The organism is Aeromonas sp. TS_SC_11 (genome assembly GCF_057318915.1).
This window is the reverse complement of the sequence record NZ_CM170470.1, coordinates 1,802,205-1,829,168: the sequence shown is the minus strand read 5'-3', so window position 1 is coordinate 1,829,168 and position 26,964 is coordinate 1,802,205. Positions and strand designations below refer to the sequence as shown.

At 61.3% G+C, this 26,964-nt stretch carries 24 protein-coding genes; 10 read left to right on the top strand and 14 right to left on the bottom strand.

What is annotated here, in order from left to right; genetic code table 11:
• Positions 1-215: 215 nt before the first annotated feature.
• Both AC1P02_RS08670 and AC1P02_RS08665 read left to right on the top strand, forming a co-directional pair.
• The gene (locus AC1P02_RS08670; RefSeq protein ID WP_485185000.1) at positions 216-593 is read left to right on the top strand and encodes a MerR family transcriptional regulator; all 378 of its coding nucleotides are present in this window, start codon (positions 216-218) and stop codon (positions 591-593) included.
• Positions 594-729: 136 nt separating this feature from the next.
• Positions 730-1,332 (top strand): NAD(P)H-dependent oxidoreductase, encoded by a 603-nt coding sequence (locus AC1P02_RS08665; protein ID WP_485184998.1) that lies wholly within the window; start codon positions 730-732, stop codon positions 1,330-1,332.
• 45 nt (positions 1,333-1,377) lie between these two features.
• On the opposite strand, the gene putP is transcribed toward AC1P02_RS08665, so the two are convergent.
• The 9 genes from putP to AC1P02_RS08620 form a co-directional block, all read right to left on the bottom strand.
• Positions 1,378-2,898: a sodium/proline symporter PutP gene (putP, locus tag AC1P02_RS08660; RefSeq protein WP_485184996.1), complete on the bottom strand. Its 1,521-nt coding sequence runs from the start codon at positions 2,896-2,898 to the stop codon at positions 1,378-1,380.
• 295 nt (positions 2,899-3,193) lie between these two features.
• Positions 3,194-4,120 (bottom strand): L,D-transpeptidase family protein, encoded by a 927-nt coding sequence (locus AC1P02_RS08655; protein ID WP_485184994.1) that lies wholly within the window; start codon positions 4,118-4,120, stop codon positions 3,194-3,196.
• Between the two features lie 177 nt (positions 4,121-4,297).
• Positions 4,298-5,548, bottom strand: coding sequence for a mechanosensitive ion channel family protein (locus AC1P02_RS08650; RefSeq protein WP_059168317.1), 1,251 nt, complete (start codon positions 5,546-5,548; stop codon positions 4,298-4,300).
• A gap of 133 nt (positions 5,549-5,681) precedes the next feature.
• Positions 5,682-6,881, bottom strand: coding sequence for an acetate kinase (locus tag AC1P02_RS08645; RefSeq protein WP_005318706.1), 1,200 nt, complete (start codon positions 6,879-6,881; stop codon positions 5,682-5,684).
• Positions 6,882-7,097: 216 nt separating this feature from the next.
• Positions 7,098-7,568, bottom strand: coding sequence for a NanQ anomerase/TabA/YiaL family protein (locus AC1P02_RS08640; RefSeq protein ID WP_429180678.1), 471 nt, complete (start codon positions 7,566-7,568; stop codon positions 7,098-7,100).
• 302 nt (positions 7,569-7,870) lie between these two features.
• A complete protein-coding gene (locus tag AC1P02_RS08635; RefSeq protein ID WP_005318702.1) occupies positions 7,871-8,977 on the bottom strand; it encodes a 1-acyl-sn-glycerol-3-phosphate acyltransferase in 1,107 nt (368 codons plus the stop codon).
• 122 nt (positions 8,978-9,099) lie between these two features.
• Entirely contained in the window at positions 9,100-9,798 is a 699-nt protein-coding gene (locus AC1P02_RS08630; RefSeq protein WP_485184991.1) for an aspartate/glutamate racemase family protein, read from the bottom strand.
• A gap of 154 nt (positions 9,799-9,952) precedes the next feature.
• On the bottom strand, positions 9,953-10,543 hold the full coding sequence (locus AC1P02_RS08625; RefSeq protein ID WP_021139498.1) for a LysE family translocator: 591 nt from the start codon (positions 10,541-10,543) through the stop codon (positions 9,953-9,955).
• A gap of 115 nt (positions 10,544-10,658) precedes the next feature.
• Positions 10,659-11,255 carry a LysE family translocator gene (locus AC1P02_RS08620; RefSeq protein WP_005318697.1) on the bottom strand — a complete coding sequence of 199 codons (597 nt, stop codon included), beginning with the start codon at positions 11,253-11,255 and terminating at the stop codon, positions 10,659-10,661.
• A 116-nt stretch (positions 11,256-11,371) separates the two neighbouring features.
• On the opposite strand from AC1P02_RS08620, the gene AC1P02_RS08615 reads away from it, so the two are divergent.
• From AC1P02_RS08615 to AC1P02_RS08595, 5 genes are all read left to right on the top strand, one after another.
• A complete protein-coding gene (locus AC1P02_RS08615) occupies positions 11,372-12,748 on the top strand; it encodes an aminotransferase-like domain-containing protein (RefSeq protein WP_485184988.1) in 1,377 nt (458 codons plus the stop codon).
• A 53-nt stretch (positions 12,749-12,801) separates the two neighbouring features.
• Positions 12,802-13,266 (top strand): hypothetical protein, encoded by a 465-nt coding sequence (locus AC1P02_RS08610; RefSeq protein WP_485184986.1) that lies wholly within the window; start codon positions 12,802-12,804, stop codon positions 13,264-13,266.
• 110 nt (positions 13,267-13,376) lie between these two features.
• Complete coding sequence (locus tag AC1P02_RS08605; RefSeq protein WP_485184984.1) at positions 13,377-15,437, top strand: PA5441 family protein; 2,061 nt, start codon at positions 13,377-13,379, stop codon at positions 15,435-15,437.
• Entirely contained in the window at positions 15,407-16,132 is a 726-nt protein-coding gene (locus AC1P02_RS08600) for a DUF3142 domain-containing protein (protein ID WP_485184982.1), read from the top strand. Before AC1P02_RS08605 ends, AC1P02_RS08600 begins: the two co-directional genes overlap by 31 nt.
• A gap of 112 nt (positions 16,133-16,244) precedes the next feature.
• Positions 16,245-17,873, top strand: a complete 1,629-nt coding sequence (locus tag AC1P02_RS08595; protein ID WP_096119034.1) for a response regulator — start codon at positions 16,245-16,247, stop codon at positions 17,871-17,873.
• 42 nt (positions 17,874-17,915) lie between these two features.
• On the opposite strand, the gene AC1P02_RS08590 is transcribed toward AC1P02_RS08595, so the two are convergent.
• Complete coding sequence (locus tag AC1P02_RS08590) at positions 17,916-19,229, bottom strand: sodium-dependent transporter (RefSeq protein ID WP_404296592.1); 1,314 nt, start codon at positions 19,227-19,229, stop codon at positions 17,916-17,918.
• Positions 19,230-19,666: 437 nt separating this feature from the next.
• On the opposite strand from AC1P02_RS08590, the gene AC1P02_RS08585 reads away from it, so the two are divergent.
• A complete protein-coding gene (locus tag AC1P02_RS08585; protein WP_087757185.1) occupies positions 19,667-20,434 on the top strand; it encodes a substrate-binding periplasmic protein in 768 nt (255 codons plus the stop codon).
• On the opposite strand, the gene AC1P02_RS08580 is transcribed toward AC1P02_RS08585, so the two are convergent.
• Together AC1P02_RS08580 and AC1P02_RS08575 are read right to left on the bottom strand one after the other, a co-directional pair.
• On the bottom strand, positions 20,396-21,709 hold the full coding sequence (locus AC1P02_RS08580) for a sodium-dependent transporter (RefSeq protein WP_059112883.1): 1,314 nt from the start codon (positions 21,707-21,709) through the stop codon (positions 20,396-20,398). The two genes, AC1P02_RS08585 and AC1P02_RS08580, sit on opposite strands and share 39 nt — an antisense overlap.
• A 213-nt stretch (positions 21,710-21,922) precedes the next feature.
• A complete protein-coding gene (locus AC1P02_RS08575; RefSeq protein WP_485184978.1) occupies positions 21,923-22,762 on the bottom strand; it encodes an isopenicillin N synthase family dioxygenase in 840 nt (279 codons plus the stop codon).
• 205 nt (positions 22,763-22,967) lie between these two features.
• Between AC1P02_RS08575 and AC1P02_RS08570 the strand changes: the two genes are divergently transcribed.
• On the top strand, positions 22,968-23,531 hold the full coding sequence (locus tag AC1P02_RS08570; RefSeq protein WP_005318675.1) for a DUF2799 domain-containing protein: 564 nt from the start codon (positions 22,968-22,970) through the stop codon (positions 23,529-23,531).
• A gap of 140 nt (positions 23,532-23,671) precedes the next feature.
• Here the strand turns inward: AC1P02_RS08570 and AC1P02_RS08565 are convergent, their stop codons facing one another.
• Together AC1P02_RS08565 and AC1P02_RS08560 are read right to left on the bottom strand one after the other, a co-directional pair.
• Positions 23,672-24,493, bottom strand: coding sequence for a Cof-type HAD-IIB family hydrolase (locus AC1P02_RS08565; protein WP_290122632.1), 822 nt, complete (start codon positions 24,491-24,493; stop codon positions 23,672-23,674).
• Positions 24,494-24,633: 140 nt separating this feature from the next.
• Positions 24,634-25,872, bottom strand: coding sequence for an MFS transporter (locus AC1P02_RS08560; protein WP_429234333.1), 1,239 nt, complete (start codon positions 25,870-25,872; stop codon positions 24,634-24,636).
• 183 nt (positions 25,873-26,055) lie between these two features.
• On the opposite strand from AC1P02_RS08560, the gene AC1P02_RS08555 reads away from it, so the two are divergent.
• The gene (locus AC1P02_RS08555; protein ID WP_485184976.1) at positions 26,056-26,679 is read left to right on the top strand and encodes a helix-turn-helix transcriptional regulator; all 624 of its coding nucleotides are present in this window, start codon (positions 26,056-26,058) and stop codon (positions 26,677-26,679) included.
• The last annotated feature ends 285 nt before the right edge of the window (positions 26,680-26,964 follow it).

The following is a 26,964-nucleotide window of genomic DNA, read 5'->3' as shown; positions in this document are numbered from 1 at the left end:
TTTTGCTCGGTACCTATGCTTGCGTTCAGCTCACAGGTAGCCGGATTGTACAAGTCTAGTTATCACCAACCCATCTACGCCCGTTATGGCCCATATGACGGATCAGCGCTGTCATATCACGCTCCTGTGGCGCGCCCCCTCCCCCATGGGGATTTTATCCCGCCAGCCACTGACCTATAGTGGCCCCTACTCGAACAACCTTTGCGAACAGCAATATGTATATCGGCGAATTTGCCCGGCTGGCGGGCACCACACCCAAGGCGATCCGCCTCTACGAACAGATGGGGCTGCTGCCCGAACCCAGGCGGCGCGGCAAGTATCGCGTCTACCGGGCGGAAGATCTGGAATGGGTCCAGATCATTCGTCAGGCCCAGCAGTTTGGCTGCAAGCTCAGCGAGCTCAGATCCCTGCTGGCGGGCCTGACCGACATGGCGCAATTTCCCTGGCAGGAGGCCGAACGCCTGATCGCCTGCAAACTGGCCCAGCTCGCCGCCGAGACGGCTCGCCTGCAACACCAGTATCAGCAGCTGGAACAGTTCGCCGAGCTGCTGCAACAGCATCCCTGCCGCACGCCACTCCTCCAGCCAGGCTAAGCCCTGGCAAACGCCCTTCGATGGCAAGCCCGTCGCACTGATAATCGACCTCATCAAAGAGGGCCACTGCGCCCCTTGACTCTGTCCCATGGGACAGAGGGTCTAATGCGGGCTCACCCCATCAGGAGCCCTGCCCATGCCACCCCGTCTGCTTGTCATCAACGGCAATCCCAAACCCGACAGCTTCTGCCATGCCCTGGCCCGCGAGTATGCTCGCAGCGCCGAGGAGGCAGGCGCAGAGGTCACACTGCTGCACGTGGGGGAGCTCGCCTTCGAACCGGACTTGCGCCATGGCTATGACCTTATGCCGCCGCTGGAGCCGGATCTGCTGGCGTTGCAGCAGAGCCTGACTGCCGCTCATCATCTGGTGATCGTCTCCCCCCTCTGGTGGGGTGGCATGCCGGCCCGTCTCAAGGGCCTGCTGGATCGCACCCTGCTATCCGGCTTCGCCTTTCAATATGTCAAGGGCAAGGCCCAGCCCCTGCGTCTGCTGGCGGGCAAGACGGCGCGCCTGCTGCTCACCATGGACAGCCCTGTCTGGTACTACCGCTGGTGGCTGGGGGATCCCGCCTCGCGCATCCTCGACAAGCAGGTACTGGGACTGTGCGGCATCCGGCTCACCCACCGCCAATACCTGGGCCCCATGCATACAGCCCACGAGCCGGACAGGGCCCGCTGGCTGACAGAGACCTGTGCTGCGGCCCGCGCCGATGTGCGCCGGCTAAGTCGCGGCACATGAAAAAGCCCCGCATCGCGGGGCTTTTTGTTATTGGCGGTGGCCGACTCAGTTGACGGCGACCGGCTCGCTCATGCTGGCGGGCGGCGGGGTTTGAAACTCGCGCTCGGCATCGTTGAAGCGATCCACCATGGCCTTGGAGGGCACCTTGTCCAGCAGGCTGAACACCACAATCGCCAGGGCGGAGAAGAGGAAGCCCGGGATGATTTCATACAGCCCCAGCCAGCCGAACTGCTTCCAGACGATGACGGTGATGGCACCGACCAGCATGCCTGCGAGGGCGCCGTTGCGGGTCATGCGCGACCAGAGCACGGAGAGCAGCACAACGGGACCAAAGGCGGCACCAAAACCGGCCCAGGCGTAGCTCACCAGCCCCAGTACCCGGTTCTCCGGATTCATGGCAACACCGATGGCGACCACGGCGATCAACAGCACCATCATGCGACCCACCCACACCAGCTCCTGCTGGGAGGCGTTCTTGCGCAAGAAGGGCTTGTAGAGATCTTCGGTAATGGCGCTGGAACAGACCAGCAGCTGACAGCTTAGCGTGCTCATAACGGCCGCCAGAATGGCGGAGAGCAGCACGCCGGCAATCCAGGGGTTAAAGAGCAGCTTGGACAGCTCGATAAAGACCCGCTCCGGGTTGCCGGTAACACCGGCGGCCTGCTCGGTGAAGGTGGAGAAGTAGGAGAGGCCGAAGAAGCCGATGGCCACGGCGCCGCCGAGGCAGAACACCATCCAGGTCATGCTGATGCGGCGGGCATTGACCATGGAGTGGTGAGAGTCCGCCGCCATGAAGCGCGCCAGTATGTGGGGCTGGCCGAAGTAGCCCAGGCCCCAGGCCATCAGCGAGACGATGGCGATAAAGTCCAGGTTCTTGAACATATCGAGGTTGCTGGCGTTCTGCGCCGCCACCTGCATCATGGCGGTGTCGATGCCGCCAACGGCGATGATGACGAATACCGGCGTCAGGATCAGGGCGAAGATCATCAGGGTCGCCTGCACCGTATCGGTCCAGCTCACCGCGAGGAAGCCGCCGAAGAAGGTGTAGGTGATGGTGGCCGCGGCACCGACCCAGAGGGCGGTGTCATAGCTCATGCCGAAGGTGCTCTCGAACAGGCGGGCACCGGCCACCACGCCGGAGGCGCAGTAGATGGTGAAGAACAGCAGTATCACCAGGGCGGAGAGGATGCGCAACACCCGGCTCTTGTCCTCGAAGCGGTAGGTGAAATAGTCCGGCAGGGTCAGGGCGTTGCGGTTCTTCTCGGTGTGAACCCGCAAGCGACCGGCGACCCAGCGCCAGTTGAGATAGGCCCCTATGGTGAGGCCGATGGCGATCCAGCTCTCTGAAATACCGCCGATGAAAACGGCGCCCGGCAAGCCCATCAGGAGCCAGCCACTCATGTCGGAGGCCCCGGCGGAGAGGGCGGTGACCCAGCTCCCCATACGGCGGCCGCCAAGAATGTAGTCGTCAAAGTTGCGGGTGGCGCGATAGGCGATAAAACCGATCAAAACCATCCCGAGGATATACACCAGAAAGGTGATAAGCATGGGGGTGCTGGCTGTCATTCAAAACTCCATTAGGTGACGTGTGTACCCGTTCTGACGACGGGCTCTTCCTTAAAAAACCGCCCTAGCTTAATCAGCAGATCCCATGACCTCAACCACTTTTAACAAATAAAAAACACAATATAAACGTTTCATCTCTAACTAACGAACCACTCAAGGAGAGATGCGCCGGATTTTATCCTGAGACAGCAAGGGCTTGTCTGCTCCCCCTCCGCCTGGCGCCAGGCGCCAGGCGGCATGAGCGTAAAAAAAAGCCCCGACCAGAGGCCGGGGCTTGAGACGATGAACGACAGGATCAGCGATTGATGACGATCGGCATGCCGCTGCGCTGCTCCAGCGCCTGCTTGACCAGCTGGGAGTCGCTGTCGGCATGGGCGATAAAGCGGGTCGCGGCCTGGGTCATGGGCAGCGGAGCAGGCAGACTGGAGTTGAACTCGGCTTCGCTGCGGGACAGGGGTTGATGCACTTCCAGATAACGGCGGCCATCGGGCTCGACGGTGGCCTTGATGGGCTGGTTGACGAACTGCACCCGCGTGCCGACCGGGATCTGCTTGAACAGGTACTCTATGTCTTCGTTACGCAGCCGCACGCAACCGTGGCTCACCCGCAGGCCTATGCCGAACTGGGCATTGGTGCCGTGGATGGCGTACATCTTGCCGATGTAGAGCGCAAACAGCCCCATGGGGTTGTCCGGACCGGCTGGCCAGACTGCCGGCAGGCTCTCGCCACGGGCGGCATACTCGGCATGCATCTTGGCGGTAGGGGTCCAGGTCGGGCCCGCCTTCTTGCGCTGCACGCTGGTCACCCAGTTTTCCGGGGTGTCGGTGCCGAGCTGACCTATGCCGATGGGCAGCACTTCCACCACCTTCTTGCCTTTCGGGTAGTAGTAGAGGCGCATCTCGGCCACGTTCAGCACTATGCCTTCGCGGGGGGCATCCGGCAGTATCAGCTGATGGGGGATCACCAGCTTCTCGCCGGTCTGCAGCAGCAGGGGATCCGCCTTGGGGTTAGCTTCGAGCATATTGGTCAGCCCCAGCTGGAATTTGGCGGCCACGGCCTCCAGCGGCTGACCGTTTTCGGCGGCCGGCACCACGTATTCCATATTCTCGCCCACCAGACGGCTGTTGGCCCCGGGCAGATCGTATTGAACGGCAAGCACAGGCGCGGCGGCCAGAACAAGGCTGCAGCACAGAGCAGCCGCACTATTGCGAAGGAGCTTCATAACTTTCCCATGATGATGACTTGATTGACGTCTCAGGGCTGACAGCTGATTCAAGAGAGATCAGGGGCGCGAAGAGAAGGCCGCCATTTTTCTCCTCTGCACACCAAATTTCAACTGACAACTGGATACGGGTCGATGATTAATATGGCGCTTCCCCTGCCACCTCGACCCGAGTCCTCACTCCGTTTGTCCCCTCTGCCAGGCACGCATATCGTAACCTGTAGGAGATTGATGCAACCGCAGATGAAATTGCTCAATGATGGCGAAGATATGGTCGAAAATATCGGCCTGGATCCCTTCGTAATCCGCCCAGGCCGTGGTCGCGGTGAAGCAGTAAATCTCCAGCGGCAGACCGTCAGTGGTCGGCGCCAGCTGGCGCACCATCAGCGTCATGTCCTTGCGAATACCGGTATGGGCGCGCAGGTAGGCATCCAGATAGGCGCGCAGGGTCCCGAGATTGGTAAGGTGACGCCCGTTGATGGGGCAACTGAGGGCATCGCTGAGCTGCTGGTTATAGGCGCTCAACTCCTGCTCCTTGCGGCCCAGGTAGGGCGCCAGCAGCTGGGCCTGCTTGAGCTGCATCTGTTCATCCGCGGTCAGGAAACGCACGCTGGTCATGTCGATATTGACACTGCGCTTGATGCGGCGGCCGCCGGATTCCGTCATCCCCTGCCAGTTCTTGAAGGAGTCGGAAATGAGCGCATAGGTGGGGATGGTGGTGATGGTCTTGTCCCAGTTCGACACCTTGACGGTGGTGAGACCGATATCGGTCACCTCGCCGTCCGCACCGTACTTGTCCATCTGCAACCAGTCGCCGACGCTGAGCATGCGATTGGCGGAGAGCTGGATCCCCGCCACCAGGCCGAGGATGGGGTCCTTGAACACCAACATCAACACGGCTGTCATGGCACCCAGGCCACTGAACAGGAAGAGCGGTGACTTGCCGAGCAGCAGGGCGATCATCAGGATGCCGACCAGTATGCTGGCCACCAGCTTCACCCCCTGGAAGATGCCGCGCAGGGGCAGATCACGTCCCAGCCGGGTGTAACGGCTCACCGACGACATGCAATCGAGCAGTGCAAACAGGGCCAGCAACAGAAACAGCAGGATCCAGAACTGGGTCACCATCTCGATCAGCTGCAAACTGTCGGAGCCGCTCGGCAGCCAGATCTCCGCCTGACCGAGCATAACGGCGCCCTGCAACACGAAGGCAAGCCGGTAGAACAACCGCTGTTGCAACTGGGGGGGCAGCCACACCTGTTTGGACTTGGCGAGCACTGTCACCAGCCGCACCAGCAGAACCCGGTGCAACAACACGTGCAATATCAGCGAGGTAAGGACGATAAAGCCCAGGGCGATCACCAGCGCCATCATGTTGCTGACTTCAACACCCATGCTCGCCAGCCAGTTAAAAAATATCACCTTCATCCCTACCTCCTGTACATGAAACAGCCGTCAGGGTACGTATCTGCCACCCCATGTCAAATGACAACTTGCTCAGCCGGAAGCCTGAAACGACAACGCCCGGCGCAGGCCGGGCGTTGTATCGGAGCAAGGGGCGTTAGCCGACCAGACTCAGGGCATCACGGGCGATGACCAGCTCTTCATTGGTGGGCATCACCAGCGCCAGACGGCTGCCTTCAGCCGTGATGGGGCCTTCTCCACCGAGCACGGCGGCATTGTTGGCTTCTTTATCTACCTTGAAGCCGAACAGGGCCAGACGATCCAGCACCATCTCGCGCACCATGGCGGCGTTTTCACCGATACCGCCGGTGAACACCAGAGCGTCGAGGCGACCCTCCATGGCAGCAGCGTAAGCGCCAACATACTTGGCAACTCTGTAGGTGAAAACATCCAGCGCACGCTTGGCGCCGGCGTCGGTCGCATAGTTGGAGGTGACATAGCGGCAGTCACTGCTCACCTCGGTCAGACCCAGCAGACCGGATTCGCGGGTAAGGGTGTGGTTGATCTCGTCCACGCTGTAACCGAGCTGATCGTGCATGAAGAAGACGACGGCGGGGTCGATGTCACCGGAACGGGTGCCCATCGCCAGCCCTTCCAGCGGGGTCAGGCCCATGGACGTATCGACGGACTCGCCGTTTTTGATGGCGCAGACGGAAGCACCGTTGCCCAGGTGGCAGTTGATGATGTTGAGCTCGGCCAGCGGCTTGCCCAGTGCCTTGGCGGTCTCTTCCGCGATGAAGCGGTGAGAGGTGCCGTGAGCGCCATAACGACGGATACCGTTCTCTTTATAGAGCTTGTAGGGCAGCGCGTAGAGATAGGCTTCCTGCGGCAGCGTCTGGTGGAAGGCGGTGTCAAACACGGCCACGTTCTTCTCGGCAAGTTGCGGGAAGACCTTGAGCGCGGCACGAATGCCGATGAGGTGCGCCGGGTTGTGCAGGGGGGCGAACGGAATGGCGGCCTCGATGCCGGCGATCACGCCATCATCGATGCGAACGGAGCGGGAGAACTGCTCGCCACCGTGCACGATGCGATGGCCGATGGCCACCAGCTGCTCGGCCAGGGTCGGATCCTGGGGCAGGATATGACCCACGATATGGTCGAGGGCGGCCTGGTGAGCGGCGCCCGCTCCCAGCATGGCTTCGCCCTTGACCCCGTGGAGTTTCCATTTGATACGTGCATCATCCAGATTGAAGCATTCGGCCAGGCCGGACAGCATGTCCTCACCTGTTTCGGCGTCCATTACGGCAAATTTCAGGGAAGAGCTACCGCAGTTAAGGATCAATACCAACTTGCTCATGTTCTACATCTTCCTGTGCTTCGGCTTTATGCCGACAGTGTCGTGTCATCCAACAATGGATGGGATTCCCCTGCCGGGGGCTTATGGTCGCAGGAAAGTGCGCCCAATTTTTCAATACGTTAAGTGCGGGTCCCGAAGACGCTGTGCACTCGATTCATCATGGGTCGGTGCGGACCCGGAGGGTGCCGCGCACCCGTTGAGCTGCCGTGCTGACGGCTACAGGCCGGCCAGCAAATCCTTGTGCACCTTGACCACCAGCTTCTTCACGTGAGCCGGCTGGTTGGGGGTACAGAGAGGGCGATGCAGTTCTCCCGGCCAGAAGATGGCAAAATCACCGGGCTGCAACGCCAGATAACTGGTCTGTTCGTCGTCGACGAACCAGAGATCGGGGTGGGGATGATCGGCTCCGTCATTGACGTAACTGTGAGGCCCAACACCTATCCACTCTTCCCCGCGCAGCAGCAGTTGTATATCCAGATACTGCTGATGGAACTCGCCACGGCGATCCGCTGCCGACTCGGTCAGCTCTTCGCTCACCAGACACAACAGCGTGAGGCCGTCGATCTCTGTCTTGCCGAGCGGCGCACTCAGCCAGTGGTCGACGCTTTTCACCACCTCGACCATGATGCGGGCCAGCGGGGCGGGCAGCGGCGTTCGCTGCAGGGTATTCAGACTGCCGGTGATCATGGCGAGCGGATCCTTAGGTGTATTCAGGCGGCATCTTTGCCGCAAAATGAAAAAGGACCCTGTTCAGGTCCTTGTGTCGCACCATCTGCAATCCATGCAGACAGGAAGCGCCTATTTGCTCGTGCCGAGCGTCTGAGGTCACTGTTACACACTCATCCGCTGCTTGCCAAGAGACGAAAACGCATTCGTCCGGTGATCGTACCAGCTGAAACAATATTATTCACTACTCCATCGTCGTCGACTTTGACCAGACGCAAAAACGGGAGCATCTGCTCCCGTTTTTTTCACACAACCGGTGTCATTCAAGCCTTGCGAGCGTTTTCCACCGGCTTGGCATACATGGCGCGCCAGATGGCCTTGTGCTCTTGTGGCACCTCTGACTGACGAGTCAGGAAGGCCGCCTGCTCTATGGTATTGGCCTTGCCGGACACATCTGCGGCCAGGTAGTTGCCCGGGAAGAGGCGATAATTGCCCCAGATTGCCTTGTCGATCAGCGCCGCCAGCTCGTCCGGATCGCTGAAACCCTCGGTGATGGGGGCGCCGAAGGAGACATGTACCCGCCCCTTCTGGCCGACGATGCCGGCGACTATGCTCTCGATATCCTCGAACTCGCCTTTTTCGTAGCTGCCGTTGACCGATTTCTCGTACAGCTCGCGCGCCTTGGCCTTGTCGGTGGGATCCAGCTCATAGCTGATGCTGACCGGCACTATGTTGAGGCTGCGCATGTAGTCGACGAAGTCGATTTTCTGCTTCTTGCCGTCTACATAGAACATCTTGAGGATGGCGGGATCCGTCTTGTCATCGCCATTCTTGGCGCGCCCTTCCTTCTGGGCGATCCAGATGGAGTGGCCTTCGTGCACCGACTGGCCGATATAGGCGGACAGCTCGCCGAGCATTTTCATCATCTCCCGCGGCCCCTTGGCGGAGCGCTTGACGATGAAGCTCTTGTTGAGCTTCATCAGCTCGGTGGCGCAGGGTTTGCGCAGCAGGTTGTCACCGATGGCGATGCGCACCGTATCAAAACCATGGGTATGCAGCCCCCAGTTGACGAACGCCGGATCCATGGCGATGTCCCTGTGGTTGGAGACAAACAGGTAACCCTGCTCTTTCTTGAGGTGTTCGAGGCCGGAGAAGGTCACGCCCTTGGTAGAGGTGGCAATCATGCGGGACATATAACGGGTCACCCCCATCTGCACCTGATGGATGGTGGTCACCTTGGACCACTTGTAGCGCAGGAATTGGCGGATCAGCGGGCGAATGGCCCAGCCCAGCCAGCTCATCAGGGAACCGAAACGATACTTGGCGATGGCGCCGATAAATTCATCATCCTGGATCAGCCGTTCTATGGCTGCCGGCACTTCTTCATCGCGGTAGGGGCGAATGTCCGCGAATCTATCTACTTCAGTCACAATGTCAGCCTTGCGTGTAAGGAGTCGCGGCCAACCGAGTTGGCCGGGAAATTCAGGGCGCAATTTTACACGCTTTTATGGCAAGGGGTATGGAGCGAGTACGAATAGTGAGATCTGACCAGTTAATCAGGCTGCAATGCCAGTGTCACCGCCGCTTCGGCATGAATCGCAGTGGTGTCATAGAGCGGAACAGCTGCTTTTGAGTCACCCACCAGCAAGGCAATCTCGGTACATCCCAGGATCACGGCTTGTGCCCCCGCCTCTGCCAGCCCGGCGATGATGGCGAGATACTCGGCCCGCGATGACGCCAGGATCTCGCCAAGACAGAGCTCGTCATAAATGATGCTGTGCACCCGTTCGCGCTGCGCCGCTGGCGGCACCAGCACCTCAAGCCCGAACAGGGTTTGCAGGCGGCCCTTGTAAAAATCCTGCTCCATGGTGAAACGGGTACCCAGCAGCCCTACTCTTTGCACCCCGTCCGCCAGCAACTGGCGGGCGGTGGCATCGGCGATATGAAGCAAAGGGATGTCGATGGCAGCCTCAATCTCGGGCGCCACCTTGTGCATTGTGTTGGTGCCGATCAGCAGAAAATCGGCGCCGCCAGCCTGCAGCTTGCGCGCCTCGGCAGCCAGCAGGCGCGCGGTCGCGGGCCAGTCACCGACATGCTGCAGACGCTCTATCTCGGCAAAGTCGACGCTGCTCAGCAGCACTCGCGCCGAGTGCAGACCGCCGAACCGTGCCCGCACCTCCCGGTTGAACGCCTGATAGTAACTGACGGTGGATTCCCAGCTCATGCCACCCAGCAGACCGATACATTTCATGGGGACTCCTTTAATGCAGTGCCAGTGCAGCATGGCGCAGCCAGCGAGATAAAAAAGGCCCCGAAGGGCCAACAAGACAGAAGGTAAGGCCAAAGGTCCAGGGTCTGTTGACGTCTGTCGCGGCCGGGCCGACACGTCAAGGGATCCTGGACGCCTAAATCCAGATCATCAGCACGCAGGCCGCCGTGGCGAGCCCCATGCCAAGGTTGAAACGACGCCAGCCTGTGGCGGTGCGGATGAGGCGGCGCACCTGGGCACCGAACAGCACCCAAAAGGCACCGGTATACAGGCCGGTCACAAAAAAGATGCCGAGCACCCAGCTGGCCGAGGGCCAGTAAGCCTCCCCCGCCAGGGTAAAGCCACTGATGGCGGAGAGCGCCATCATCCAGGCCTTGGGGTTGAGCAGTTGCAGCATGGCGCCCTGATGGGCCGGAATGAGCGGTCGGTTACCCTCGGCCGGGCCACTGGCGGTCGCCACCTTCCAGGCCAGCCAGAGCAGATAGGCCGAGCCAATCAGCTTGAGGCCGTCATGCAGCAGCGGCACCTTTTCAAACATCACCCCGAGCCCCAGCGCCGTGGCGAGGATCATCAGGTTGATCCCCCCCACCACCCCCACCAGCAGGGGAAGAGTGCGGCGAAATCCCTGGGCGGCACCGGCACTGGTGAGCAGCATGTTATTGGGGCCCGGCGTGCCACAGGTAATGAGGGCAAAGCCCGCCAGGGGAAGCAACCAGTTCAGATCCATCTCAACCTCTTGGTGATACAAAGCGTCCGATATACGGCAAGCCTTCTAATATGCAGAGCCAGCCCAGTGGCGACAAGTCAGAAATGGCTCTTTCTTGCCTGCCAGCGGCGCGCGCTCAATACCAGAGCATCACCACGCAAAGCGCCGTCAGCACACCAAGGGAGCCGTTGAGGCGCCGCCAGCCCCTATCCGTGCTGATCCAGTTGCTCAACTGGTGACCGAACAAGACCCAGACAAAACAGACCGGGAAGCCCACCAGCGGAAACACCAGCATGATCCCCCACAGGCTAGGCCAGTAACTGGCACCTGGCAGACTGAACAGACTGATGGCGGAGATGGCCATCATCCAGGCCTTGGGATTGAGAAACTGAAAGCCCAACCCTTCCAGCAGGGTCAACGGACGGGCACGCCGGGCCGGATCACCGGGGGCACCAGCCACGGCGATACGCCACGCCAGCCACAGCAAATAGAGGCTGCCGAAGATCTGCAGCCCCAATCGCAGCAGAGGCCAGCTCTCGAACAGGGGATAGAGCCCCAATGCCATGACCAGTTGCAACACGGGCTGACCCACGGCCACGCCGGTCAGGTGTGGCAGGGTACGGCGCACCCCGAAGTTGGCGCCAGATGCCGTCAGCATCAGATTGTTGGGGCCCGGCGTACCGCAGGTGAGCACGGCAAAGCCGAACAGGGTGACATACCATTCCATCGTCATCTTGTGACTCCTTCATTGCCACATTGTATCGATACAATGCGGTGTATTTGATTGTTAACAGGTTGGCTTTCACGCTATATTGAGGACAATTTTGGATCAATGGATTTATTGTCACCATGACAATCTGGACCCCGGACCTTGCCCCCTTCGATGGCCCCCTCTATCTCAAGCTGGTGAAAGCCATAGAGCAGGCCATTCTCAGTGGCGACCTGCCACCCCGAACCCGCTTGCCGACCCACAGAGCCCTGGCGGATCGGCTGGGGGTGACCGTCGGCACCATCACCCGTGCCTATGGCGAGGCGGAGCGGCGCGGCCTGTTGGCAGCCAAAGTAGGACACGGCACCTGGGTCAAAGGCACAGGAACGGATCCGGCCAATGAGTGGGTGATCCGCAAGGAAGAGGGACATCGCATCGAGCTGTGGCAAAACCTGCCGGTACAACTGGACAGGGCCGCCATCATTCGCCCCATGCTGGGGGAAGTGGCCGACGGAGATCTCAATGCCCTGCTCGGCTATGACAAGGAGGCGGGCCAGCCCGGCCAGCGCCAGCTGTTCATCGACTGGCTGGCCGAGCAGGGGGTGCACGGCAGCGAGGATCGCCTGCTGTTCAGCCACGGCGCCCAGCACGGCATCATGCTCTCTCTGCTGGCCACCGGCTGCGTGGGGGAGACCATTTTGTGCGAAGGGCTCAGCTACCCCGGCATGCTGGGCAATGCCCGCCAGCTGAAGAACCAGGTGGTGGGGCTGGCGATGGACGAGGAGGGGTTGATCCCCGCCGCGCTGGAGGCTGCCTGCCGCACGCGGCGGGCCAAGCTGCTCTACCTCACCCCTACCCTGCAAAACCCCACCACCGCCATCATGAGCCAGGCACGGCGCGAGGCCGTCGTCGCCATCGCACGCCACCATGACCTGCTGATCATCGAAGATGACGTCAACGGCCTGCTGCCCAGTATCCCGGTAGCCCCCCTGGTCAACCTGGCGCCGGAGCGGGTCATCTATCTGGGCAGCCTGGCCAAGATCGCCTGTGGCGGCCTGAGGGTCGGCTTCGTGCTGGCGCCGCCCGCCCTGCGCAACGCCTTCGCCCAGGCGATGCGGTTGTCGAGCTGGATGGTGAGCCCCCTCTTGATCGAGCTGGCCTGCAAGCTGGTCAGCCAGCGCCAGATAATGCCATTGGTCGAGCAGCAGCGGCAGATCCTGGCACGTCGCGGCGAGCTACTGCGCCATCTGCTGCCGGGAGCCCGCTGGCAGGCAGGCTCCATGCACGCCTGGCTGCCACTGCCGGAGCCCTGGCGCAGCCAGGCATTCGCCGAGGCGGCCAACGCCCTTGACGTCGGGGTGGCGAGCGGGGAACACTTCGCCGCCGGCCAGTTCGCCGCGCCGCAAGGGGTACGGCTGAGCCTGAGCCAACCGGCCACGGATGCCCGCGTCGCCGAGGGGCTGGAGCGGCTGGCGCAGCTGCTGCGGGGCTCACCGCCCCCCAATCCCTTGCTATAGTCAGCCACTGTTTGGCCCAATACGCCCAGTTCTGCGCGCTCGAAGGAGAGCCCATGCACCCAACCCGCGTCTCACTGCTGTTCGTCACCCTGCTGCTGGGGGGCTGCGCCTCACCCAGCCATCAACAGCTGGGCGCGGCACTGACCGGGCTGGAAGGGGAGCTGCAGCGGCTGGAGGAGGAGCTGGCGGCCATGAACGGCCTCCATTACCAGAAGGCGATAGACGCGCCGCTCAGCCTGCGCCGCATGCTGGCCACCCCAGCCCAGACGCAAGAGGGCCTGCAGCCGGTGCAGCGCCAGCTGCAGGATGGGCCACGGCTCAATTACCACTACCGGCTGCCGGATGGCATGACGGCCCTGCCCCTCGACAATCCCTGCCTGCGTTATGAGTTCGAGTTGCGCCATCTGGGTCGTCTGGGCCAGCTTGCGCTCAGCTGGCAGGGACGCGACGCTCAGGGCTCCCGCCTGATCCACCAGCGCGATTGCCCCTTCTCGGCCAGTGGGCCCGGCCTGCAATAAGCCACCTTTGCTCAATCCAGGCGCCCCCTATGGTCAGTTGAAAGGCGCCCCCACATCTTGTAGCTTGCCTCCATCCCCTTCTCTTGACTCCCTTGGCCGGAAAACGCCCCATGAAACTGACTCCCCTGTGGCTGGCGCTGTGCAGCCTGCCTGTGCTGGCCTGTGGCCCGGATGGCTGCGAAACACCGCTCACCCTGCAACTGACCGCAGCCCAGTGCCATCTGAACGGACTGCCATTTCTCTCCCCCGATAACGACACCCGTACCAATCTGGCCCTGCTGCTGGCCGATGAGCAGGCTTTCTCCCTGCCCGGTGGGGCTCTGCCTCTGCCATTTCAGGTCGATGAGCTGATAAGCCCGGCCGTTGGCGACACTGGGCCAGCTGGGCCGGATCCCCTGCTGGCGCTGGCCGCGTCGCTGGGCATAGAGGCCGCCACCACTGAAGCGGCCATCACCCGGGCCGGCAGCTGGAGCGAGGGGCGCTGTATCAGCAACAATCCAGTCTCTGCCGAGGCCTTCTTGCAGGCACTGGTGCAAACGCCCGCCCTTACCGCCAGTGATCGCAGCCAGCTGGCAAGCCAGCGGCTCGCCATGCTGGGTCAGTGCGGCCAGGCGCAGGACGCGGCAGAAAGCATGCCCCAGGGCGAAAGCCAGACGGCGCCGCTGTCCGCCGCCGCCAAGGGGTTTGCCGACTACCTGACCGCCAGCCAGCACTTCTATCAGGGGGAGTTTGCGCAAGCCGACGCCCTGTTTGCCGCCCTCGCCGAACAGGACCAGCCCTGGCTCAAGGAGACGACCGACTACATGAAGATCCGGGTCGCCCTCAACCAGTCACAGCAGAGCGCCTTCGACGATTGGGGCAGCCTGGACCGCAGCCAGATCGATCAGGCTCAGCTGCAGCGCTGCGAGCAGCTCATCACCGACTACCGTACCCGCTACCCACAGGGGCGCTATCTGGATTCCGCCACCGGCTTGTTGCGTCGACTTGCCTGGTTCAAGGGGGATAACGAGCTGCTGGCCAGTCACTATCTGCAGGCGAGTCAACAGCAGAGCCCACCGGATCTGGTCAACGAGATCGATCTCAAATTGCTGATGCAACCCGGCTTCACCAGCTCGGCAACCATGCCCATGCTGACCCTGGTGCAGGATCTGCGCCGGCTGCGGATCCATGACAGCTGGGATGAGTGGCAGCCGCTGCTCGCGGCCGAGATCGGCAAGCAGGCCCCCCAGTTTGCCCGGCACGCCCCCTGGCTGGCCTATCTGGAGCAGTCCAGCCGCTACTATCTCGCCAAGGATTATGCCGCCGTGGTCGCTGCCGCCCCTGCGCTGGCCAACGGCCCCCTGAATAATCTGGCCTTCAGCCAGCAGGTATTGAAAGGGATGGCACTGGCTGCCCAGCAGCAGTGGGTCAAAGCCGAACAGCAGTGGCGCGCCCTGCTCGCCAACCAGCCAACCCCCTTGCAGGATCAGCTGTTGCAGCTTGCCCTGGCCATGACCCTGGAACGGGCCGGCCAGCTGGAGCAGGTGTTTGCCAAGGAAAGCCCCATCAAGAGCGATCACTACCGCATCCCGCTGCTGGAATATGTGGCACCGGCGCCCCTGCTGCGCCGCATGGCCCGGGATGAAACCGCCTCCGAGCCCCTGCGTCAACGTGCCAGTTACACCCTGAGTTACAAGCAGCTGACCCATGGCGACTACCAGGGCTTCCTGCAAGATATGGCGGGCGCTCCCCCTGCGGCACCGTTCAACTGGCAAGGCAGCCAGGGTTATCAGTGCCCGGCCCTGAACGAGGTGGTCGCCACCCTCGCCAAGGCGCCTGGTACGCCCAGAGCCCTCAACTGCCTGGGCGAGTTCTTCCTGGCACAGGGGCTGGATTGGGATCCCCTGCTCCATCGACCGGGAGCCGATACCCTGGCGGGGAGCCAGGACCTGTTTGCCGGCAAGCAGCGCAGCCGCCTCGACTGGTATCAGCAGGTCATCGCCAATCCCAAAGCCGCCAAGGACGACAAGGCCTACGCCCTCTATCGCGCCATCAACTGCTACGCCCCGAGCGGCAGCAACGGTTGCGGCAGTCAGGATCTGCCCGTCAGCCAGCGCAAGACCTGGTTCAACACCCTCAAGCAGCAACACGGGGCAAGCCAGTGGGCAAAACAGCTCAAATATTACTGGTGATGCTGACGCTGCTCGGCACCGAGGCCAGGGCAACCGTCGAGGCGGGCCAGTACCGTCAGTTCTGGTTGTGGGCAGGGGTCAGACCCCAACCCGTGTTGCAGCAGGCAGATCGCCTCTATCTGCATCAAGGGGAGATAGGCCCCCTGGACCCGGCCCTGCCCCTGCGCTTTCAGGGGCAGGGCATAGCGCCGAGCAAGCTGCCGGTGGGCGAACTCTGGCTCGCCTATCGGGTGGAGCGGCTCGACTGGGATGACACCCTGCTGCAGAACCTGGAAAACCAGCTGGCGGCCTGGCAGCGAAAGGGCAATGAAGTGCGCGGCGTCCAGATAGATTTCGATGCCCGCACCCACCAGCTGGCCGACTATGGGCACTTCCTGCGTCAGCTGCGACAACAGTTGCCCGCTCGCTACGCCATCAGCATCACAGGCTTGCTGGACTGGACCCGCACCGGTGACATCAGGGAGCTGAACGCCCTGGCAGGTGTGGTCGACGAGCTGGTGGTGCAGACCTATCGGGGCCGTCATACCGAACCCGGCTATGCCCGCTATCTGCAGACGCTGCACCGGCTGACACTGCCATTCAAGCTGGGGCTGGCGCAGGGGGGAGAGTGGGATCCCGCCTGGGAAGCGAGATTGGCACAGGTCCCCGCCTATGGGGGCGCTGTGGTGTTTCTGATCAATCCGCCACCCCCTTGACCCCGGCGGGGTATTGACCCGAGTACAATTTACAGACAATAGTGGAAGCTCTTTTTGACTCCATCCCATGCCATACTTTTTCATATCGTGAACCAGCAAGGGAGCGCCAAGGATGCAGATCCTTCTGATCGAAGACGATGCCATGCTCAGCTCGGCCCTCTCCCAAGGTCTGAGTGATCATGGCGTCACGCCATCCCAACTGACCTATTGCAAGGAACTCTCCACACTATCCGCCCTGCTGCGTCAGCAGCCGTTCGACGCCATCATCTGCCGCCAGTATCGCCATCAGGCCCATGAGGGGATCCGCCTGCTGCAGGAGGCCCACTATCTGGGCCTGCTCGAACCTGGCTGTGTGCTCTTGCTGCTGGATGGGGACGATGAATTGCTCCAGTACCCCCCTTCCGAGCTCTATTTTCCACTGCACCTGTCCATGCCCTTTACCACGGATCAGCTGACACGCAGTTTGCACGAACTGGTATTGCTGACCGGGCTGACCCGGCCCCTGCCCCCGTCAATGAAACTCAGGGAATGGCGCCTCGCCTGCTCCCTGTGCGAAGACCTTCTCTACCAGCAGCAGAAGAAGAACAAGGCGCTGGGCCCACTGCTGGACAGGGTCAAGGGTTACATGTTGCTGCAGGAGCAGGATCACTTCCAGGCCACCCAGCACTATGCCATGTGTACCACTGAACACGACGCCTGGTGGCCACGCAAGGGGCTGATCCACGCTCTGCTGGGACTGAACAAGCTGGACAGCGCCCGCAAGGACCTGACCCGCAATCAGGAACGGCTGCCGCTGACAATACAGCTGGAACTGATGTTGGCCTGCCTGCTGCACGAGGCGCAGTGGGAATCAGCCTGGGAGGTACTCGGCAAGCTGCTGCAAAAACAGTCCTGGCAGCCGGAATGGCGTCAGGCGGCCATCTTGCTGGCCCTGCTGCTGAAAGATGAAGGGAAGGCGCTCGAACAGGCCAACGCGCTCAGCCTGCGATTTTTCAGTGAGCACAGGTTCCGCCTGTCTATCGAGAATTTCGTCCTGAATGCCAGTCTGGCCGTGCTCTGGCACTACCCCACGGCAGCCAGGATCAGTGCCCTGCAACAGGAGTTTGACTATCTCAGCAAGGCCGCCACCCTGCGGGCCCACGAGGCTGCATTGCTGCAGGCCCTTATGCTGGGTCTGGATTATCGCTTCGATGACGCCATAGTGCTGCTGGCCAAACACCCGCCGGAGGCGGCGCGGGACAATCATCTCAACCAGTTGCTCGGTTTTGCCGTCAGCCAGTTTTGCGGCCTGCCCCACCACGCCCAGCGCTATCTGGCAAAGCTCGGCCAGTACCAGGCCAGAGTGGCACCGTCGCCGCTGCTCCAGCGGATGTTCAATCAAGTCGTCACTGAACTCAAACTCCAGCTGGACCGCCGTGAGCAACGCCTGACCTACCTGCGCCAGGAACGGCAGCGGGCCAGCGCATCGGGTCAGCATCAGCTCGCAGTGCAATACGCCATGACACTGCAGGAAGAGTTCCCGGCTCTGCCGGGAGATGCCTGGCAACTGCTGGAGTTGCTGCAGCTGTGCTGGCCTGCCGGCATGCCGGCCCCCAAGGTGGCACTGCTGGTTGATCGGCTGGAGCGGCGCCTGACCCACAGCGCCACCTTCATGGAACACCATGCCGATGCGTACCAGAAGACCTTGCTGCAGATCAGATCACACCTGCACCCCAAGTCATCCTCTTCCCCGCCCAACTGAGCCCGCTGATGGCCGGGCTGGCGGACCTCGCAAGAAGCCCTCTTAAAACAGACCCCGCACCAGAATACCGGTGATCAGCAGCGGTGCGACCAGTCGCCAGCACCAGAGCAGGCCGAGCCGCAGCACGGGTGACAGACCGGCAGGCAGTATGGTGTCCCCCAGTCGCCAGCCCAGCAGCAGAGTCAGCACTAGGCCGAATAGCGGCATCATCAGGTTGGAGGTGAGGTAGTCGAGCAGATCGAAAATCGTCTTGCCAAACAGGGTCAGCTCGCTCCAGAGGCCGAATGAGAGGCTGACCGGAATACCTGACACCATGATGAGCAGGGTCAGCACCCGACAGGCACCGCGCCGTGACCAACCCCACTCCTCCGTGGTGAAGCGCACCAGATGCTCCAGCATGGAGATGGAAGAGGAGAGTGCCGCAACCAGCAGCAGCAGGAAGAAGACCACTCCCAGCCCCTGACCGAACGGCAGATGACTGAACACGGCGGGCATTGTCATGAAGGTGAGGCCGGGACCGGCAGTGGGATCGATACCGGTCGAGGCCAGCGCTGGGAAGATCATCAGACCCGCCAGCACTGAGATAAGGCTCGCCAGCGTCACCACCCAGACACCGGAGCGCAGCACACCTTCGCTGCTCGGCAGGTAGGCACCATAGGTGGTATGCACCCCGAGGCCAATGGAGAGGGAGAAGAAAGCCAGCCCCAGCGCATCCAGCACGCTCTGACCGGTCAGCATGGAGAAGTCCGGCACCAGCAACTGACGTACCCCGGCCATGGAACCCGGCATGGAGAGACCCACCCCCACCAGCAGCAACATCATGATGAACAGCGCCGGCATCATCCAGCGCAGTGCCCGCTCCACCCCTTTCTGAATGCCGCCCTGCACGAACCACCAGGTCAGTCCGGCGAACACCAAATGGGTCAGCACGGGCCACCAAGGGTCACTGACATAACCGTTGAACAGGGCGGTGAGGGCGCTGCCCTCGCTCAGGTTGAGCTTGCCCGCCACCGCCAGCGCCGCATACCCCACGGTCCAGCCGCCCACCACACTGTAGAAGCTGTAGATGAAGAAGCCGCACAATATCCCCATGTAGCCCATCCAGCGCCAGTTCGGGCCGACCAGCTTGTGGAAGGCACCGAGCACGCCGCGCTGACTGCGGCTGCCGAGCAATGTCTCCCCCACCAGTACGGCTACCCCCAGGGTGAAGCTGAACAGCAGGAACACCAGCAGGAAGGCACCGCCACCATTGGTGGCCGTCACATAGGGAAACTTCCAGATGGCGCCAAGGCCGATCGCCGTACCGGCCGCCGCCAGCACATGACCGAGACGGGAAGACCACTGAACCTGGCTCATACAACCTCCGGGGAACACAACATCGAATCGATACTCCATGGGTAAACATCAAACGGGCAACAACAAAAAAGGCCGCCTGGCGGCGACCTTTGCAATGAACATTCAGACAAACTGCGCGTGCAAGGTCACCTCTCCTGGGAGCTGCAAAATCGGCCTGACAGCGCGAAAACGGGTGACATGAATAGGATGACCTGAACGCCAAAAAGGAGCCACAGCCTAAACCATGGCAAGAAAAATTGACACAATGAGAAATAAAAATTTTCAACTCCCATTGAAAACCCTATATTTATCAATCAGGGACGCCCGGTTGACCATGATAATGTCCCCCCTGCGACCAGCCCGTTGGTTTAGTCTTTATGGGTAAGTGACGTCCCGTCACCGATCAGACGGCCCGCCTGGTTCGGCCACTTGATTCAGCATATGCAACAGGACAGTGCATGAAACGAACTCTGCTCATCGGAGCACTCTTCAGCCTCAGCCTGACACTGTCGGCACAACCCTCGCTGACCCTGCTCAGCCATGAACTCGTCCCCTTCACTCACCACCATGATGGCAAGCTCGACGGGCTCGCTGTTCGCCTGCTCCAGCAAATTCAAGATGAACTGGGAGAAACGTATCCCATCCGGATTTACCCCTTCAAACGGGCCCTGGCACTGACCAGACTGGAGCCAGGATATGCGCTGTTTGTTACCCAGTGGGCACCCGAGAGAGAACCCTTCTTTAAATGGGTAGGACCACTGTTTCGGAGCAAGGTGATCATCTATCAGCCCCCGTCACCCAGACACAAACTGAAGAGCCTCGACGACTTGCGTCATTTGCCAAGGGTCGGGGTTGTGCTCGGTAATGCCGATGACGAACGGCTCACCCGCGAGGGATATACCAATCTGGTGCGCTACCAATCGGTTGAGGAAGCCTTGCAACGCTTGGTACTGGGCAAAATTGATGCATTTCCGGTAGGTGAAATGGTGCTGGATGCCACCTTGGAACAGCGAGGGTTATCACATCGCAGCGTGACAAACTCGGGGGTAGTCCTTCATGAGTCATGGCTCTACCTCGCCTTTTCCAGGGATCAGGATGATGCCGTCATAGCCCGTTGGCAGTCTGCGCTCGACAAGGTCAGGTTGAAAAGTGGGAGGGGCATGCTGCCCCCCCATCAAGATCGAACCTCACATCAAGCCGCGCAGCAGGATCCCGCCGATCAATAAGGGTGCCAGCCAGCGCCAGCAGCCCATCACCAGGGTCCGCCAGTGCTGAGCCAAGCCCTGGGGCAGCGCTCGCTGACCCAGCTTCCAGCCCAGCAACAGGGTGAGCGCCAGCCCGAACATGGGCATCATCAGGTTGGAGGTGACAAAATCCAGCAGCTCGAAGATGTTCTTGCCAAACAGGGTCACATCCGCCCAGGGGCCGAACGACAGGCTGACGGGAATGCCGTTCACCATCACCAGCAGAGTAATGAGGCTGCAGGCCGCGCGGCGTGACCAGCCCAGACTCTCGCAGATGAAGCACTGCAGATGCTCCAGCAGCGAGATGGCCGAAGAGAGCGCCGCAACCACCAGCAGGGAGAAGAAGATCACCGCCAGTCCCTGACCAAACGGCAACTGCTGGAACACCGCCGGCATCGTCATGAAGGTGAGGCCCGGGCCGGAGGCGGGATCTATGCCGGTCGCCGCCAGCACGGGGAAAATCATCAAGCCCGCCAGCACGGCGATGAGGCTCGCCAGCAGCACCACCCAGAGGCTGGAACGGCCTACGCCTTCGCTGGAAGGCAAGTAGGCACCATAAGTGGTGTGAATGCCGAGCCCGATGGAGAGGGAGAAGAAGGCCAGCCCCATGGCATCGAGCACGCCGGACATGCCGAGCTTGCTGAAGTCCGGCATCAGGAAGTGGCGTACCCCGGCCATGGCATTGGGCAGGGTAAGACCGAAGGCCACCAGCAGCAGTATCATGATGAACAGGGCCGGCATCATCCAGCGCAAGGTACGCTCCACCCCCTGCTGCACGCCCCCCTGCACGAACCACCAGGTGAGAGCGGCAAACAGCAGGTGGGTCAACACGGGCCAGAGCGGATCGCCGACGTAGTCGTTGAAGCGGGCGGTCAGGGCGGCTCCATCCCCATGCTGCAGGCTACCGGCCAGCGCCATGCCGGTGTAGCCCAGGGTCCAGCCGCCTACCACGCTGTAGAAGCTGAAGATAAGCAGGCTGCAGAGCAGGCCCATGGCCCCGACCCAGCGCCAGCGCTTGCCCATCAGGGCGCTAAACGCCCCCACCACACCACGGCGGCTCATGCTGCCGAGCAGTGTCTCTCCCATCAGCACCGCCACCCCCAGGGTGAAACTGAACAGCAAAAACACCAGCAGGAAGGCACCGCCACCATTGGCGGCGGTCACGTAGGGAAACTTCCAGATAGCGCCGAGACCGACGGCGGAGCCTGCGGCGGCCAGAATATAACCAAGCCGGGATGACCATTGGGACTGCTTCATAAGAACTCCAATACAGGTGCCCACGAGCTGGGCCCAAAACGGCGCTCAGAGTACGGTCAAGGCCACGCAATCACAACGACGCTTATTGGGCTAAAAAACGATTTTTTGGCATCATTACCTAATAATATTCAGTTTTACGCGTTATCGTGCCGAAAAATAAAAACCGGAGCATTTTTGCTCCGGTTTTGACTGTCATGGACTCGCATTGAGCGCCTAGATAACCCCCAGTTCCCGCAGTCGCTCCATCAGGTAGCTGTGGGCGGTATGACGCTCTGAGAGCACCACATCCGGCCGCGGGTGAAGGAACAGCGGCAGGGAGATGCGGGACTTGCTGGCGCTGCCGCCGGTCGGATTGATGACGCGGTGGGTGGTGGAGGGGTAGTAGCCGCGAGAGGCCTCCTGCAGCATGTCGCCGATGTTGATGATGAGGGTGCCAAAATCGCAGGGCACATCCATCCACTCCCCATCGGCTCCCTTCACCTGCAGGCCTGGCTCGTTGGCGGCAGGCAGAATGGTCAGCAGGTTGATGTCCTCGTGGGCGGCGGCGCGAATGGCACCCGGCGCTTCGGTGCCGTCGAACGGCGGATAGTGCAGCACCCGCAGCAGTGTCTTCTGGCTATCTTCAATCATGGAAGAGAGCGGGCAGCTGTAGTGAGCTGCGATGTCGCGCGGGGTGTATTGCTCCACCCAACCCAGCAGCTCGGCGGCCAGGTCATTGGCGAGGCGATAGTACTCCATCGCCTGCTCCCTGAGCGCTTCCGGCATCTGGCCCCAGGGATAGAGGTGGAAGTACTCCTTGATGTCCTTCTGGCTGTGACCCTTGGCCACCTCGGACACCGACGGCGGGAAGTAGCCATCCTGGGTCTCGCGGTTGAACAGGAAATCCTGCTTCTGTTCGCTCATGAAGAAGCGATACCAATTGTCATAGATGGACTGCACCAGCTCTTTCGGGATGGGGTGGTGGGTCAATACCCCGAAGCCCGTAGTACGCAGGGATTCGGTGAAGCGCTGCGCCGCATCGGGCGAGCGGTAATCGACGGTCAGGACTTTCATTATTTTTGTTACGCGCCAGTTAAAAGATGGCGCAGTTTACCTCGCCCATGACCACAAGGAAAGTGAGCCGCCCCTCCCGCCCCAGCCTGTCGCAAATAGTGACAAAAACGTCAAAAAACGGCGCCAGCCAAGACCCGAGATCCTCCCTTGTCCTGACCCCGCATCCTCACTAGAATGCCTCCATCATCCACGCTGGAGCCCGTTTATGTCCCCCAAGATCCTGTTGCTGACCCTGCCTTTTCTGCTCGCCGGTTGCAGCTCGCTGTCGGAAGAGGAGTGCCGTGCCATGAGCTGGTACAACCTGGGCTATCAGGATGGGGAGCAGGGCAAGACCCGTCAGGCGACCCGTGACTATGTATCGACCTGTGGCGAATACGGCCTCAAGGTGGATGAAGCCGAGTGGAAACGGGGCTATGCCAAGGGGCTGGAGCTCTACTGCATTCCTGAACTGGCCTACAGCAAGGCCAAGTCAGGTCATGAGTATCTGGGTGTCTGTCCCAACGATGCCAGCTTCCTCACCCAGTACGATCGCGGTCGCAAGGAGTACCTGCTGGAGAAGCAGCTCAGCGAGATCAAGAGCGACTTGCAGCAGACAGAACGGGATATCGAACAGCTGGAGCGCCAGATCCGCAACGAGAACGACAGCAAGCAGCGCGACTACTACCGCGCCCAGCGCGAGAGGGCCATCCGTCATTACGAGGGACTGCGCCGAGACTACAACCGGATCCGCTTCCCTGATCGGGTGATCCAGTTCTCTTTCGGCAATTAAGACTCGGGCTGCACCGAGTACAGCCGCAACCTCCTCCCGGCCTGGGTGATCCCCTTCTCTTTCGGGCATGAATGCGAAAAGAAAAGGCCATCCGGGCTATTTCCCAGCTTGGATGGCCCCTTTCCTCTGGCCGCGGATCCTTACGAGGGCAGCACCCAGCGCTGCAGCGCCAGCGCGATCCCGTCTTCGTTGTGATCTGCGGTCACAAGGTCGGCATGGGCCTGCACATGGGCGGCGGCATTGCCCATGGCAACCGCCAGCCCCACCTGCTCGAACATGCTGATGTCGTTGTTGTTGTCACCGAACGCCACCACGTTTTCCATCGCTATCCCCTCGCTCTCGGCCCACAGGGCCAGCCGGTTGCCCTTGCTGCACCCCGGTTGCACCAGCTCCACCGCATAAGGCGCCGCCCAGTCACGGGTAAAGGGCATGGCCTCGACCACCTCCCCCATGAACTGATGCAGCAGGGCAGGATCCTGGTTGAACAGCTCCAGCTTCCAGATCGGATTTTTCAGCCAGCTCGCCAGATCGTCCGCAGGCAGCAGGGAGATCTTGAGATGATCCGGCTGATTGGCCGACCAGTGGCGCATCCGGGTGATGTGATCCTCGCAGCCGATATAGCCGATCCCTTCGCTAAGGTGGAACAGGGCCCCCATCTGCTGCGCCTCGACCTGAGCCAACAGATCGGTGAGCGGGGCCACCGCCAGCGGATCCCCCGCCAGGATCCTCTCCTGCGCCGGATCATAGAGGTAGGCACCGTTGCTGCAGATGATGGGGGTATCGAGGGCCAGCTCGTGATGGAAGGGGCGCGCCGTCATGAAGTGGCGGCCCGTCACCAGCAACACCTTGATGCCGTGGGCCCGCGCCTGGGCCAGCGCCGCTCGGGTCGCAGACGAGATCTTGTGATCCCGGGTCAGCAGGGTGCCATCCATATCCAGCGCGATGGCCTTGTACTCACTCATAGCTCCTCCAGCCTCAAACAAATCAGCAAAGAGCCTTACCGTCCCAGAGCCGGCGCCCCGATGCAAGCCCTGTCAGGGACCGGGCCCCCAATCTGTGATCTGACCGGGGCACACGGCAAGTCCCTCCCGCCCACGGCTCCTCAACCCGGCTCGGCACAGCTCGCCAAACGCTGGCGTCGATCGGCCCGTTTGCGCAGACCGTAGAAACCGATGGCACAGATCACACCTGAGAGGGCTGCCAGATAGAAGGGCCACTCTGTCCCTGCCAGCAGCACCAGACTGCCCACCAGCACAGCCAGGATCTCGCTGCCTACCGCCAGACCACGGTAGATCCCCATCGCCTGCCCCTGCTGCTCGGCATGACTGCGGTTGGAGACGGCTACCGAGGTCGCCAGTTCCCCCAGGCTCATGCCGATCCCTACTGGAATGAAGGTTAGTGCCAACCCCCACCAGTGGTCCGGCAGCACAAACATCAGCATGCCCGCCGCCATCACCAGATGGCCGACGACCCCCAGGCTGCTGCCACGCCAGTGGCGAGCAAGGCGGGATCCCAGCCAGGATCCCAGCATCATGGGCACGCTCACCAGCACGGCCGCCTGTGCCAGCTGTACCGGATCCCAGGCCAGCCGCTCCACCAGCCAGACGTTGAAGTAGGTGAAGTAAAGCTGCACCGCGCCGTAGCTGAGCAGGGTCAGCACGAAATAGGGCAACAGAGCCGGTTGCAGCAAGAGCTGACGGGAAGAAAGCGACGGCGCCTGCTGGCTGGGGGCAACCGGGGCCTTATTGGGCAACAACCAGAGCACCAGCAACAGGTTGACCAGGGTCATGGCCACCGCCAGCCAAGCGGCCAGGCTGTAATCTCCCGATACCACGGCGGCATAGCCTCCTATCATGGGGCCAAGCACCCAGCCCAGGTTCATGCCGATGTTGATCCAAGCGAAGCTGCGGGCCTTGGTCTTGGTGGTGCTCATGTCAGCCGCCATCGCCTGCACTATGGCGATATCCCCGTTGAAAAAGCCCTCCACCACCCGGCTCAACAACAACAGTGGCAAGGATCGCCATGCGATCCCCAACGCCATCAGGGCATAACCGACCAGCACGCCAACCAGACAGACTGTCAGGATCGGCTTGCGGCCGTGGCGATCGGAAAGCCGCCCCAGCCAGGGGGATCCCACCAGTTGAAACAGCGGGTAGAGTCCCATAATGACCCCCAGCCACACCTTGCGACTCCAGTCAGACGCCTGTGGCGTCAACATGCCCTGCGCCGGATCCAGCATCAGTGGTGCCAGCACGGGCGAGGGCAGGCTGAAACCCGCCACCGCCAGCGTCACCGTCATCACCAATACCCAGAGGGTCGCCTGCCCCTTGATCCCTTCCATGTCAGCCTCATTAAATAAAGTTATTGGTTTATTTATACTGAGCAAGGCGCATTATTAAGTAAAGTGAATTGTTGATTTAAAAACGGCCGCTATCCATAATGACCCCATGAACATCCGTACTGACAAGATCCTCTTCCGATACCCTGGATCCTTGGCGTACCTGTCGATAACGGGAAGCCCTCAATGAACGCCAGCACCGACAAGATACTGTTTCTGCTCAAGAGTCACGGCCCCCAGAGCGCCGCCGCGCTGGGGGAGCAGTTGCAGATGACCTCCATGGGCGCCCGCCAGCATCTGATCGCGCTGGAATCCGACGGCTGGGTGGGTTTTAGCGATGAAACGCGCGGCCGTGGCCGCCCCGTACGCCTGTGGCATCTGACCGAACAGGCCTGGCAGCGCTTCCCCGATACCCACAGCGAACTGACCTTGCAGCTTATCGACAATATCCAGCAGCTGTTTGGCGAAGTGGGCATGGAGCGACTGATCCAGCAGCGTGAGCAGCAACAGCTGGGCCGTTATCAGGCACAGCTGACCCAGCCTGCGCTGGCAGACAGGCTGGCCACGTTGAAAGAGCAGCGCACGCGAGAGGGCTATATGGCAGATATGCGCCAGGAGGAGGACGGCAGCTGGTTGCTATGGGAGAGCCACTGCCCCATCTGCGCCGCAGCGCGGGCCTGTCGGGGGTTTTGTCGCAGCGAGCTGGAGATGTTTCGCCAGTTGCTGGCACCGGCCAAGGTGGAGCGGGAACAGTACCTGCTGGACGGGGATCACCGCTGCCTCTACCGCATCACGCCGCCGACTCCGTGATCGCCGAATGCCAGAAACAACAAAGCAGGCGCCGGGATGCCTGCTTTGTTGCCTTCGGGGAGGAGGTGCTCTCGTTCCAGCCCGTCGTTTCCCGATAAGGTCGGACGGCTGATGGGGTGTGTGACCCGGTAAGGTCCTTCACCACAGAGACCGGGTTGGGTATCTGTCTTGCCACCGGAAGATGCAACCATAGTATCCCTCCCGGTGCGGTGAGTGGTTGCGAAGTAGCATGCATTTTCAGTTGTTTTTGCAATAGTTCACCCTTAATCTAGGAAAAGTGAATTA

Bases quoted from the DNA above. Each gene is read 5' to 3' on its own strand.
- AC1P02_RS08590 (WP_404296592.1), bottom strand. From the start codon at position 19,229: ATGAGCCAGGTTCAGTGGTCTTCCCGTCTCGGTCATGTGCTGGCGGCG.
- AC1P02_RS08570 (WP_005318675.1), top strand. From the start codon at position 22,968: ATGTCCCCCAAGATCCTGTTGCTGACCCTGCCTTTTCTGCTCGCCGGT.
- AC1P02_RS08585 (WP_087757185.1), top strand. From the start codon at position 19,667: ATGAAACGAACTCTGCTCATCGGAGCACTCTTCAGCCTCAGCCTGACA.
- AC1P02_RS08625 (WP_021139498.1), bottom strand. From the start codon at position 10,543: ATGGATCTGAACTGGTTGCTTCCCCTGGCGGGCTTTGCCCTCATTACC.
- AC1P02_RS08615 (WP_485184988.1), top strand. From the start codon at position 11,372: ATGACAATCTGGACCCCGGACCTTGCCCCCTTCGATGGCCCCCTCTAT.
- AC1P02_RS08620 (WP_005318697.1), bottom strand. From the start codon at position 11,255: ATGACGATGGAATGGTATGTCACCCTGTTCGGCTTTGCCGTGCTCACC.
- putP (WP_485184996.1), bottom strand. From the start codon at position 2,898: ATGACAGCCAGCACCCCCATGCTTATCACCTTTCTGGTGTATATCCTC.
- AC1P02_RS08670 (WP_485185000.1), top strand. From the start codon at position 216: ATGTATATCGGCGAATTTGCCCGGCTGGCGGGCACCACACCCAAGGCG.
- AC1P02_RS08605 (WP_485184984.1), top strand. From the start codon at position 13,377: ATGAAACTGACTCCCCTGTGGCTGGCGCTGTGCAGCCTGCCTGTGCTG.
- AC1P02_RS08580 (WP_059112883.1), bottom strand. From the start codon at position 21,709: ATGAAGCAGTCCCAATGGTCATCCCGGCTTGGTTATATTCTGGCCGCC.
- AC1P02_RS08575 (WP_485184978.1), bottom strand. From the start codon at position 22,762: ATGAAAGTCCTGACCGTCGATTACCGCTCGCCCGATGCGGCGCAGCGC.
- AC1P02_RS08555 (WP_485184976.1), top strand. From the start codon at position 26,056: ATGAACGCCAGCACCGACAAGATACTGTTTCTGCTCAAGAGTCACGGC.
- AC1P02_RS08655 (WP_485184994.1), bottom strand. From the start codon at position 4,120: ATGAAGCTCCTTCGCAATAGTGCGGCTGCTCTGTGCTGCAGCCTTGTT.
- AC1P02_RS08640 (WP_429180678.1), bottom strand. From the start codon at position 7,568: ATGATCACCGGCAGTCTGAATACCCTGCAGCGAACGCCGCTGCCCGCC.
- AC1P02_RS08645 (WP_005318706.1), bottom strand. From the start codon at position 6,881: ATGAGCAAGTTGGTATTGATCCTTAACTGCGGTAGCTCTTCCCTGAAA.
- AC1P02_RS08650 (WP_059168317.1), bottom strand. From the start codon at position 5,548: ATGAAGGTGATATTTTTTAACTGGCTGGCGAGCATGGGTGTTGAAGTC.
- AC1P02_RS08630 (WP_485184991.1), bottom strand. From the start codon at position 9,798: ATGAAATGTATCGGTCTGCTGGGTGGCATGAGCTGGGAATCCACCGTC.
- AC1P02_RS08565 (WP_290122632.1), bottom strand. From the start codon at position 24,493: ATGAGTGAGTACAAGGCCATCGCGCTGGATATGGATGGCACCCTGCTG.
- AC1P02_RS08665 (WP_485184998.1), top strand. From the start codon at position 730: ATGCCACCCCGTCTGCTTGTCATCAACGGCAATCCCAAACCCGACAGC.
- AC1P02_RS08610 (WP_485184986.1), top strand. From the start codon at position 12,802: ATGCACCCAACCCGCGTCTCACTGCTGTTCGTCACCCTGCTGCTGGGG.
- AC1P02_RS08595 (WP_096119034.1), top strand. From the start codon at position 16,245: ATGCAGATCCTTCTGATCGAAGACGATGCCATGCTCAGCTCGGCCCTC.
- AC1P02_RS08560 (WP_429234333.1), bottom strand. From the start codon at position 25,872: ATGGAAGGGATCAAGGGGCAGGCGACCCTCTGGGTATTGGTGATGACG.